10 protein-coding genes and 1 pseudogene are annotated in these 11,018 nt (G+C 68.1%); 8 read left to right on the top strand and 3 right to left on the bottom strand.

Features of this window, described 5'->3' with window-relative positions:
- Positions 1-196 precede the first annotated feature (196 nt).
- From ACFWF2_RS32345 to ACFWF2_RS32330, 4 genes are all read left to right on the top strand, one after another.
- Complete coding sequence (locus ACFWF2_RS32345) at positions 197-460, top strand: phosphoribosyl-ATP diphosphatase (protein WP_110041330.1); 264 nt, start codon at positions 197-199, stop codon at positions 458-460.
- Between the two features lie 59 nt (positions 461-519).
- Positions 520-1,371 (top strand): ATP phosphoribosyltransferase, encoded by an 852-nt coding sequence (gene hisG / locus ACFWF2_RS32340; protein WP_189023003.1) that lies wholly within the window; start codon positions 520-522, stop codon positions 1,369-1,371.
- 172 nt (positions 1,372-1,543) lie between these two features.
- Positions 1,544-1,678: a hypothetical protein gene (locus tag ACFWF2_RS32335; protein ID WP_379311285.1), complete on the top strand. Its 135-nt coding sequence runs from the start codon at positions 1,544-1,546 to the stop codon at positions 1,676-1,678.
- Positions 1,678-2,805, top strand: coding sequence for a YeiH family protein (locus ACFWF2_RS32330; protein WP_379311284.1), 1,128 nt, complete (start codon positions 1,678-1,680; stop codon positions 2,803-2,805). Before ACFWF2_RS32335 ends, ACFWF2_RS32330 begins: the two co-directional genes overlap by 1 nt.
- 63 nt (positions 2,806-2,868) lie before the next feature.
- Here the strand turns inward: ACFWF2_RS32330 and ACFWF2_RS32325 are convergent, their stop codons facing one another.
- Entirely contained in the window at positions 2,869-3,774 is a 906-nt protein-coding gene (locus tag ACFWF2_RS32325) for a RecB family exonuclease (protein WP_379311283.1), read from the bottom strand.
- Positions 3,775-3,853: 79 nt separating this feature from the next.
- On the opposite strand from ACFWF2_RS32325, the gene ACFWF2_RS32320 reads away from it, so the two are divergent.
- From ACFWF2_RS32320 to ACFWF2_RS32310, 3 genes are all read left to right on the top strand, one after another.
- A complete protein-coding gene (locus ACFWF2_RS32320) occupies positions 3,854-4,999 on the top strand; it encodes a hypothetical protein (protein WP_379311282.1) in 1,146 nt (381 codons plus the stop codon).
- A gap of 78 nt (positions 5,000-5,077) precedes the next feature.
- Complete coding sequence (locus ACFWF2_RS32315; RefSeq protein WP_379311281.1) at positions 5,078-5,911, top strand: tRNA (adenine-N1)-methyltransferase; 834 nt, start codon at positions 5,078-5,080, stop codon at positions 5,909-5,911.
- 125 nt (positions 5,912-6,036) lie between these two features.
- On the top strand, positions 6,037-6,546 hold the full coding sequence (locus tag ACFWF2_RS32310) for a DUF4442 domain-containing protein (protein WP_379311280.1): 510 nt from the start codon (positions 6,037-6,039) through the stop codon (positions 6,544-6,546).
- A 5-nt stretch (positions 6,547-6,551) separates the two neighbouring features.
- Here the strand turns inward: ACFWF2_RS32310 and ACFWF2_RS32305 are convergent, their stop codons facing one another.
- Together ACFWF2_RS32305 and ACFWF2_RS32300 are read right to left on the bottom strand one after the other, a co-directional pair.
- Positions 6,552-8,102 carry an acyl-CoA carboxylase subunit beta gene (locus ACFWF2_RS32305; RefSeq protein WP_379311279.1) on the bottom strand — a complete coding sequence of 517 codons (1,551 nt, stop codon included), beginning with the start codon at positions 8,100-8,102 and terminating at the stop codon, positions 6,552-6,554.
- Positions 8,103-8,252: 150 nt separating this feature from the next.
- Complete coding sequence (locus ACFWF2_RS32300) at positions 8,253-8,783, bottom strand: hypothetical protein (protein WP_379311278.1); 531 nt, start codon at positions 8,781-8,783, stop codon at positions 8,253-8,255.
- Positions 8,784-8,975: 192 nt separating this feature from the next.
- On the opposite strand from ACFWF2_RS32300, the pseudogene arc reads away from it, so the two are divergent.
- A pseudogene (arc, locus tag ACFWF2_RS32295) lies at positions 8,976-10,733 on the top strand (proteasome ATPase); the annotation flags it as partial.
- Positions 10,734-11,018 lie beyond the last annotated feature (285 nt).

Here is an 11,018-nt window from a genome sequence, read left to right as displayed (position 1 = left end):
GGTCAGGCACCGTTGCTTGCTCCTTCGTCGCCTACGCAACGGCACCTGACCGGCGGGACGGCCGCGAACCGGCCACTGCGTGGCCGTCCCCTCCTCAGGGTCGGGGAGTACGGGGCCGGGTTTGTTCGGCGGCCGTCCGGGGGCCCGGGTGCGGGGCTGGAAATCCGGTGGCGGGCGTGTGAAACAATCACTCATCGTGAAGAACTTCGAATCCCTGTTCGCCGAGCTGACCGAGCGTGCCCAGACCCGTCCCGAGGGTTCCGGCACCGTGGCCGCGTTGGACGCCGGCGTCCATTTCCAGGGTAAGAAGGTGCTCGAGGAAGCCGGTGAGATCTGGCTGGCCGCCGAGCACGAGAGCGACGAAGCCCTCGCCGAGGAGATCTCCCAGCTGCTGTACTGGGTCCAGGTGATGATGGTGGGTCGCGGGCTGAAGCTCGAGGACGTGTACCGACATCTGTGACGGCTGATCCGTCCGGTCGACACCTCCTCCCGTCTTCTCCCCGAAAGGACCCCATTCCCATGTTGCGCGTCGCAGTTCCCAACAAGGGTTCGCTGTCGGAATCCGCCGTCTCGATCCTGAGCGAGGCCGGTTACCGCAAACGCACCGACTCCCGTGAGCTGACCGTTCTCGACCCCGTCAACCAGGTCGAGTTCTTCTTCCTGCGGCCCAAGGACATCGCCATCTACGTCGGCTCCGGTGAGCTCGATCTCGGCATCACCGGCCGCGACCTGGCCCTCGACTCCGGTTCGCCGGTCAGCGAGCGTCTGTCGCTCGGCTTCGGCCGCTCCTCCTTCCGCTACGCCGCCCCGGCGGGTGCGGACTGGAAGGTCGAGGATCTGGCGGGCAAGCGCATCGCCACCTCCTACCCGAACCTGGTCCGCGCCGACCTCGCGCGCTTCGGCATCGAGGCCGAGGTGATCCGCCTCGACGGCGCCGTCGAGATCTCGATCCAGCTCGGCGTGGCCGACGCGATCGCCGACGTGGTCGGCTCCGGCCGCACCCTGCGTCAGCACAACCTGGTCGCCTTCGGTGACTCGCTGTGCGATTCCGAGGGTGTGCTGATCGAACGCACCGGTTCCGACCAGAACGACCGGGCGCGCAATCAGCTCATCGCCCGCATCCAGGGTGTCGTGTTCGCTCAGCAGTACCTGATGCTCGACTACGACTGCCCCAAGTCGCTGCTCGACGAGGCCGTCGCCATCACCCCCGGCCTGGAATCGCCCACGGTCTCCCCGCTCACCGACCCCGACTGGGTCGCGGTGCGCGCCCTGGTCCCGCGCAAGCAGGGCAACGATCTGATGGACCGCCTCGCCGACCTCGGCGCCAAGGCTATCCTCGCCACCGACATCCGGTCCTGCCGCGCGTTCTGACCCCTGTTCGTCCCGATCGGCCCGGCGCGCGCGATGTGCTCGCCGGGCCGATCGCGTAGGCGGCCGATCGGGGGCGCCGCGCGAGATCGGTTCAGGGTGAGCGCAATCGGTGTGTGCCGGGGGAGCGCGTTGCTACCTTGCGGTTTCTCGATGAGGAACGCAAGGAGTCACCATGTCCGGAACACAGCCCGAGCCGCGGCCGGGTAGCGCCTTCACGTGGAATGAGGACTGGCTGGCCACGGTCGTCGGCCTCGCGCTGATCGGTCTCGTTCTGGTCGGGGCGATCCCCGAGTGGCTGGTGCCGTGATGAGCGAGCCGAAGGCCACGACGGAAACCGCTGCGCTGCAAGCGAATCCGCGCCCGACGAGCACCGACATCGTGGCCGGGATCCTGCTCGTGCTCGCGCTCGGCGCGCTGACCCGCTTCTTCGACACCCAGGTGCCGCAATGGGCGGCGGACACGCCGTTCAAGCGGATCGCCAAGTCGGTCGAATACCCCGTGTACGCGATCGCGATCGGCCTGATCGGCAATGTCGTGCTGAGCAAACTCGGCCTGCGGGAACGGCTTTCGGCCGGGTTCCGGACCGAGTTCTTCATCAAGACCGGGGTGGTGCTGCTCGGCGCGTCGATCAATCTGAAGATCCTGGTGACGGCGGCGGGACCGTCGATCGTGCAGGCGCTGGCGCTGATCACCATCGTCTTCGGGTTCACCTGGTGGTTCGGTGGCAAGCTCGGGCTCGACGACAAGCTGCGGGCGCTGCTGTCCTCGGCGGTGTCGATCTGCGGGGTGAGCGCGGCGATCGCGGCGGCGGGGGCGGTGCAGGCGCGGCGCGAGCAGATCGCTTACGCGGCGTCGCTGGTGATCATCTTCGCGCTGCCGTCGATCTTCCTGTTGCCGTGGCTCGCCGAGGCATTGGGCCTGTCGGACGCGGTGGCGGGCGCCTGGATCGGCGGCAATATCGACACCACGGCTGCGGTGGCCGCGGCGGGCGCGCTCACCGGTGAGGACGCCCTGAAGATCGCCACGATCGTCAAGACCACCCAGAACGCGCTGATCGGGCTGGTCGCGATCGCGCTGACCGCCTGGTTCGCCTTCCGGGTCGACCGCACCCCGGGCGCGGCAAGGCCGAGCCTGGGCGAATTCTGGTCCAGGTTCCCGAAGTTCGTGCTCGGCTTCATCGCCGCCTCGGTCATCGGCACCCTGTATCTGCAGTCGGTCGACAAGAAGACCGGCGCCGCGCACATCGCGATCATCAACGATCTGCGCACCTGGTTCCTGATCCTGGCCTTCGTCTCCATCGGCCTGGAGTTCTCGCTGCGCGGTCTGCGGGAGGCGGGCTGGCGTCCGATCGCCGTCTTCGGATCCGCCGCCGTGGTGAATCTGGCCGTCGGCCTCGGTCTTTCGGTGCTGTTGTTCCGCGACTTCACCGTGTGAGCCCGCCGCGCGGCCGTCGGTGATCGGCGGCCGCGCGAGCCGGTCCGGCGGGGCGTCCGGCTCTCAGACGTCCTCGGGCGGCCGCACGTCCGGCAGACCCAGCTCGACCGGCGCCGAATCCTGCTGCGGCCACCCCGGATACGGCGGCGGGGTGCCGCCGAATTCCGGGCACAGGCTCTGGAAATCGCAGAAGCGGCACAGGGCGTTGCGATTCGGCGGGAAGTCGCCGGTGCGGCCCGCCTCGAGGATCGCCTGCCACAGCGCGATCAGGATGCGTTCGAAGCGCTCCAGTTCCTCGCGGTCGGGGGCATAGGTGAGCAGCACCTTGTCGGCCAGATAGATCAGGCGCAGCTGGGCGGGCACGATGTCGCGGGTGCGCAGGATCATCAGCGCGTAGAACTTGAGCTGGAACAGCGCGCGCGCCTCGTGCAGCGGGCCGGGGGCGCGGCCGGTCTTGTAGTCGACGACCCGCAGCAGACCGTTCGGGGCGACATCGATGCGGTCGACGAACCCGCGCAGCGGGATCTCACCGGCCAGATCGACCTCCACCCGTTCCTCGAGCGCGTGCGGCTCGAACCTGGTCGGGTCCTCCAGCTCGTAGTAACTCTCGACGAGCCGCCGCACCTCCTCGAACAGCGCCTCCGGGCCGTCGGCGGCGACCAGTTCGTCGATACCGTCGCGATCGGCGCGCACCCGATCCCACGCACCGGGCACCAGCTCGGCGGCCCGCCGCGGATGGCGATCGGCCGCGGGCAGCCCGAACAGGTCCTCGAGCACCGCGTGCACGACGGTGCCGCGCACGGCGGCCCGCGACGGCGGCTCCGGAATCCGGTCGACCGCCCGCAACCGGTACTTCAACGGACACTGCTTGAAATCGGCTGCCCGCGAAGGCGACAACGCCGGACGCGACCGGCGAACCGGTTCACCGGCGGTGTCGTCGGCGAGGGACGCGGACACGGGCACTGACATAGTTCGCAGGGTATCGGCAGCCACCGACACCGATCCCGGCGATTCGGTCGCGGCGGTGCCGTTCTGCCAAGATCACCGCATGCGTCGAATGATTCGGGTGGGGGCGGCCGTGGCCGCGATGATCGCGCTGAGCGCGTGCGAGGAACCGGGCAAGACGGTGCGGGTACCCGCACCGACGTCGTCGGCGGCGACCTCCACCGAGAGTCCGGAGCAGGCACTGCGGACGGGCAAGCTGGCCGAGGGCATGCGGATCGCGGAGGTGCTGGCGCTGCCCACCGACATCGACCCGCGGTATGTGCGCCACGCAAGCTCAGATGTCCTCACCTCGGCCCGGTTGATGGTCTCCACCGGACACCACGCCGCGATCGCGGCCGTCGCCGACGCCAACGACCTGCTGGCCGGTTTCCTCAGCCAGCGTTCCAACGGCGGCAAGGGCACCGCCGGGACCGACTGGCTCACCCACGGCGTGATGCGCTTCCCCGATGCCGCCACGGCGGCCTCCGCGGCCACCGAGTTCGCGGCGGCCGCGACCTCCGAACGCGGGATGATGCAGAGCGCCGACTGGACCCCCGCCACCGTGGCCGACGCCCCGGAGGCCCGGTTCGTGCTCCTCGAGGAACGGGGCAGGCTCGAGGGCATGGCCTTCACGCCCTACCGCGACTATGTGATCTTCACCGAAGTCCGCGCCGGCGGGCGTTCCGAGATCGAGGCGACCGTCGTCGAGGCCCTGAAACGTCAGCGGCCGCTGCTCGAAGCGTTCACTCCGACAACGGAATCCGAGCTCGCCCGGCTACCCTACGACCCGGACGGCATCTACGCGCTCTCCGTCGGCGACAACGGCGGCGGCCGCGGGGCCTACCGGCAGCACGCCGCGCTGCTGTTCGCCGAGGACCAGCAGGCCGCGGTGACGCTCTACCCCAAGGTGGGTGTGAGCGCGATGGCGAACAAGGGCAGCACCGTCTACCGCGCCGCCGACGCGGCGGGCGCGACCGAACTCGCCACCGCCACCGCCGCCGCGATCGGCACCGCGCGGGACATGAAGACAGCCCCGGCACCGGCCGACGTCCCCGGCGTGTCCTGCCTCACCGACGGCAACGAGCACGCCAACGCCTGGGTGTGCCTGGTCACCGCCGGACGACATGTCGCCGAGGTCTGGGCCAAGACCAGCGACGACGCGCACGCCGGAGCCCGCGAGCAGCAGCGGGTGCTGGCGGCGGCGAAGTAGCCGCGACGGGTCACCCCGTTCGGTGGGTGATCGCGCGGACCTGGCAGGCTGGAGGCTTCATTCGAAGAACGGAGATACATGACGGCCAGACGGACCGGTCCATTCGCCATCGGGGACCGGGTGCAGCTGACCGATGCCAAGGGGCGCCTCTACACGGTGGTGCTGGAGGAAGGGAAGGAATTCCACACCCACCGCGGCGGCATCAAGCACGACGACCTCATCGGCACCGACGAGGGCACCGTCGTGAAGTCCACCAACGGCACCCCCTACCTGGCGTTGCGCCCCCTGCTCGTCGACTATGTGCTGTCGATGCCGCGCGGTGCGGCCGTCATCTACCCCAAGGACGCCGCGCAGATCGTCCACGAGGGCGATGTGTTCCCCGGCGCCCGGGTGCTCGAGGCGGGCGCGGGCTCCGGCGCGCTGACCTGCTCGCTGCTGCGCGCGGTCGGCCCCGAGGGCGAAGTTATCTCCTACGAGATCCGCGACGACCACGCCGAGCACGCGATTCGCAATGTCGAGACGTTCTTCGGCGAACGCCCGGCAAACTGGTCGCTGACCGTCGCCGACGTCGCCCACTACGAAGGTGAGCAGGTCGACCGCGTTGTCCTGGACATGCTCGCTCCGTGGGACGCGCTGCCCGCCGTGTCCAAGGCGCTGGTGCCCGGTGGTGTGCTGATCTGCTACGTCGCGACCGTCACCCAGCTGTCGAAGGTCGTCGAGGCGCTGCGTGAGCAGGAGTGCTGGACCGAGCCGCGCTCCTGGGAGTCGATGGTCCGCGGCTGGCATGTCGTCGGCCTTGCCGTTCGCCCCGAACACCGGATGCAGGGCCACACCGCGTTCCTGGTGAGCGCGCGCAGGCTCGCCGAAGGTACGGTCACCCCCAAGCCGCAGCGGCGTCCGTCGAAGGGCTGACGAGGTTTCGGTTCCCCTGATCCTGGGCAGCTTTCGATGTGGGCGCCCGAGTGCCCACATCGAGAGCCGCCCCCCGGGGAGCGGCGTGGATCCCGGCCCGTCGGCCGGGGCAGGGAGGGGACCCCATGTCGAGAATCGAACCGACCGCCGCGAAGGACCCGGCCGCCGGGACGCTGTATCCCGGTGAGTCACCACGGATCTACCGCGCGCTGTTCAACGTCTTCCCGCCGTACCTGTTCGGCGGAGTGCGCGTGAAACACATTGCCGCCGACTGGACTTCGGTCCGCGTCGCCTACACGGTGCGTCCGTGGAACCGCAACAATCCCAACCGGGCCGCGTTCGGCGGCACCCTGTACTCGATGACCGACCCGTTCTTCGCGATCATGGCCTACGGCCAGCTCGGCCGCGGCTACCGGATCTGGAACATCACCGGGTCCATCGAGTTCCTCACCCCGGGCCGTGGCACCGTCACCGCCACCATGGGCCTGTCGCGCGAGCAGGTCGCCGAGATCCGGCAGGCCACCGAGTCGGGGGCGAAGTCGATCACCGAGCACAGCGCCGAGATCGTCGACGGGAACGGCACACTCGTGGCCCGCGCCGCCCAGCAGCTCTATGTCCGGCGGCTGCGGGACTGAGCGCCTCACACCGGAAACAGGCTGTGCTTGCGGGGATTCGGTTCCGCGGACTGCTCCTTCTCCCGCAGCAGGCGCAGGGCGTGCCGGATCTCCAGGCGGGTCTGGGACGGCTCGATGACGGCGTCGATGTAGCCGCGTTCGGCGGCCACCCATGGCGTGGCGACGGTGGCGTTGTAGTGGTCGATCATCGCGTCACGGACGGCCGGGCGCTGCTCCTCGGGCACCTGCTGGAGCTGTTTGCGCCCGATCAGGTCGACCGCGCTCTCGGCGCCGATCACGGCGATACGCGCCGTCGGCCACGCGAAGCTGACATCGGCGCCGATCTGCTTGCACGCCATGAATCCGTAGGCGCCGCCGTAGGATTTGCGGACGACGAGATTGACGATCGGGACCGTCGCCTCGATGATGGCGCGAAACACCCGGCCGCCGCGCACGATCACCCCGTTGCGTTCCTCCTCGATGCCGGGGAGGACGCCGGGGGTGTCGGCGACGAAGACCAGCGGCAGCCCGAAGGCGTTGCACAGGCGGATGAAATGGGTCGCCTTGTCCGAGCAGCGGGCATCGATCGCGCCGCCGAGCACCAGCGGCTGATTGGCGACGACACCGACCGGCCTGCCGTCGACCCTGCTGAAGCCGGTGATCAGGTTCTTGGCTGTGCCGGAACGGATCTCGTGGAAATCACCGTCGTCGAAGATCCGCAGCAGGATCTCGTGCATGTCGTAGCCTTCCCGATCCGAGTCGGGGATGATCGAGTCGAGTTCCCGGTCGGTGACGGTGGTCTCGGGTTCCAGGCCGGGATTGACGATCGGCGGCAGCTCCAGGCAGCTCGACGGCAGGAAGCTCAAATACGCTCTGGCCCAGGCGAAGGCCTCCTCCTCGGTGGCGCTCACGTGGTGGATGGTGCCGTTGCGGACCTGATTGTGCGCGCCGCCGAGCTCCTCCATGCTCACGTCCTCGCCGGTGACGGCCTTGATCACCTCGGGGCCGGTGACGAACATGTACGAGTTCTCCGTGGCGACGAGCACATCGGTGTTGACCGGCCCGTAGACCGCGCCCGCCGCGCACTTGCCGAGCATGATCGACACCTGCGGCACGAACCCCGACAGCCGCTCCTGGCGGCGGCTCATCTTGGCGAACCAGGCCAGCGAGGCGACGGCGTCCTGGATCCGGGCACCGCCGGAATCGTTGATCGCGACCACCGGACACGCCTTGTCGAAGGCGAACCGCAGCGCGTTCTCGACCTTGCGGCCGAACATCTCGCCCGCGGTGCCGCCGTAGACGGTCTGATCGTGCGCGATCACCACGACCGGCCTGCCGTCGATCAGGCCGCGGCCGGTGACCACCCCGTCGCCGTACATGGCGTTCGGATTGCCCGGCTGACGGGCCATCGCCCCGATCTCGAGGAAGCTGCCGGGGTCGAGCAGCGCGCGCACCCGTTCGCGGACGCTCGGGATGCCCTTGGCGGCGCGCTTGGCGACCCCGCTCGCCCCCGCGGGTTCGGCGGCCTGCCCCAGTGCCTCCCGCAGCTGCTCCAGCTTCTCTCGCGTACCCGGCATCGCATCCAGCCCTTCGCCCACACGGTCATGTCTCGCGACACGCTAGGGACGGCCGTCGCCGGGAAACGGCTACCGCGGGTTCTCTGTGCAGTTCACAGCGAGCGAAAGGCCCCGGCTGTACTCGCGGACTACCCGGGACGCTCGCGGGCCTCAGGCGGGCGTGCAGGGGGCCTGCGCGAAGCCGAGCAGCAGGCAGCCACTGGCGTCGGAGAGCTTCCAGGTGCCGTCGACCTGCTCCCAGGTGACCGGGAAGGCGGGCGCCGTGCCGTGCGGCGAGGTGATGGTGACATCGGCGGTCGCGGTGTTTCCACTGGTCACGACGTTGTCGACGGCGAAGGTGAGGGTGTAGCCGGCCAGCATGCCGTTCATCTGGTCGATGTTGGACTTGCGTGCGTCGCCGTTGACGATCAGCTTCGCCTTCTCGTCGGTCGACAGCGCCGGGTCGGCGAACTTGATCAGCGTCGCCTTCAGGGAATCGGCGCTGGGGGCGGCGGCGTTGTCACCGGACGGAGCCGGGGTTGCCGAAATGCTGGACGGAGCGGCCGCGATACTGGTACTGCTGCTGGTGGCGTTCGTCGAGGAATCGTCGGAGCCGCCGCAACCGGTCAGTCCGACGGTAACGGCGAGTGCCGCAGCAGCGGTAGCGACGGTGACACGGATCGTGCGGGTAGGAAGGAGCATGCTCAGCAACCTTTCGGCTCGATGGGCGAGTGCACTCGCCGAGTGCCCCGGGGCGGGGTGTTAGGGGAGCCTAACACGGCCCTGGACCGGCCCATCGCCGTACAAGATGTGATCACGACGAAACCATGTCGGAAAGCGAGAACGGACCGCGCCCGGTAGCGTTGAAAGACCGGGACTGGGAGGAGCAGCATCATGAGCCCCAACGAGAATTCCGATTCGGCGGCCTGGCGAGAGCTCGAGGCGGTACGCGCCGAGGCGGCTGCTCTCCGCAGGCAACTCGCCGACTCGCCGGATCGCGCACGCGAATTGGAAGCACGGATCGATTCGCTGACCATCCGCAACGGCAAGTTGATGGACACGCTCAAAGAAGCGCGCCAGCAACTGATAGCCCTGCGGGAGGAAGTCGATCGCCTCGGCCAGCCGCCCAGCGGCTACGGCATCGTCATCCACAGCTATGACGATCAGACGGTCGACGTCTTCACCTCCGGTCGCAAGATGCGCCTCACCTGCTCGCCCAACATCGACGTCGCGACGCTCGAGTACGGCCAGACCGTCCGGCTCAACGAAGCGCTCACCGTCGTCGAAGCCGGAAAGTTCGACGCCATCGGTGAAATCGGCACGCTGCGCGAGATTCTCGACGACGGCAGGCGCGCCCTGGTGGTCGGCCATGCCGACGAGGAGCGCGTCGTCTGGCTGTCCGGGCCGCTGTCCAAGGTCGCCGAGTACGACGACCTCGACGATCCCGATTCGCCGATTCGCAAACTGCGGCCGGGTGATTCGCTGCTGGTCGACACCAAGGCGGGCTTCGCGTTCGAGCGTATCCCCAAGGCCGAGGTCGAAGACCTTGTGCTGGAAGAGGTTCCCGACGTCGACTACACCGACATCGGTGGTCTCGGCCGTCAGATCGAGCAGATCCGCGACGCCGTGGAACTGCCGTTCCTGCACAAGGATCTGTTCCGTGAGTACGCGCTGCGCCCGCCCAAGGGTGTGCTGCTCTACGGTCCGCCCGGTTGCGGTAAGACGTTGATCGCCAAGGCCGTCGCCAACTCGCTGGCCAAGAAGATCGCCGAAGCCCGCGGTGAGGACGCCAAGGAGGCCAAGTCCTTCTTCCTCAACATCAAGGGTCCCGAGCTGCTCAACAAGTTCGTCGGTGAGACCGAGCGCCACATCCGGATCATCTTCCAGCGGGCGCGCGAGAAGGCCTCCGAGGGCACGCCGGTGATCGTGTTCTTCGACGAGATGGACTCGATCTTCCGCACCCGTGGTTCGGGTGTCTCCTCCGATGTGGAGACCACCGTTGTGCCGCAGCTGCTTTCGGAGATCGACGGCGTGGAGGGGCTCGAGAACGTCATCGTGATCGGCGCGTCCAACCGCGAGGACATGATCGACCCCGCGATCCTGCGGCCGGGCCGCCTTGACGTGAAGATCAAGATCGAGCGGCCGGACGCGGAATCGGCGCAGGACATCTTCTCCAAGTACCTCACCGAGACGCTGCCGCTGCACGAGAGCGATCTGCACGAGTTCGACGGCGACAAGGCCGCGTGCGTGGAGGCGATGATCGAGAAGGTCGTCGAGCGGATGTACGCCGAGAGCGACGACAACCGGTTCCTGGAGGTCACCTACGCCAACGGTGACAAGGAGGTCCTGTACTTCAAGGACTTCAACTCCGGCGCGATGATCCAGAACATCGTCGACCGGGCGAAGAAGTACGCGATCAAGTCCGTGCTCGACACCGGCAACCCGGGTCTGCGGATACAGCACCTCTTCGACTCGATCGTCGACGAGTTCGCCGAGAACGAGGACCTGCCCAACACGACCAACCCGGACGACTGGGCCAGGATCTCGGGTAAGAAGGGTGAGCGGATCGTCTACATCCGCACCCTGGTCACGGGCAAGAACGCCTCGGCCAGCCGCGCGATCGACACCGAGTCCAACACCGGTCTGTACCTGTTGGCACTTGTTCGGGATGGCCGCGTTCCGTCGGGGACGCGGCCTTCTCGTTTCTCCGGGTTGTGTGAATTTTTTTCACGAAAACGCCACGCGACACAGTGTGGATAGGGCACGCTTCACATGTTCGTTACACCTGATGAGGACTCGTAAACGAGGAGTGTTGTCATGGCCGGTTCCGCCGCTGAATTGCTGACCGAGATCATCCTGCAGACCATCCAGAACCTGTTCAGTTCGATCAGCGCCGGCTGATCCACCAGCCGTACGACGAGGGCCGCGTCTCCCAGC

This window comes from Nocardia sp. NPDC060259, assembly GCF_042728775.1.
Lineage (GTDB): Bacteria > Actinomycetota > Actinomycetes > Mycobacteriales > Mycobacteriaceae > Nocardia.
Note: the sequence above shows the minus strand (reverse complement) of the source record. Positions and strands in the feature narration are given on the sequence as shown.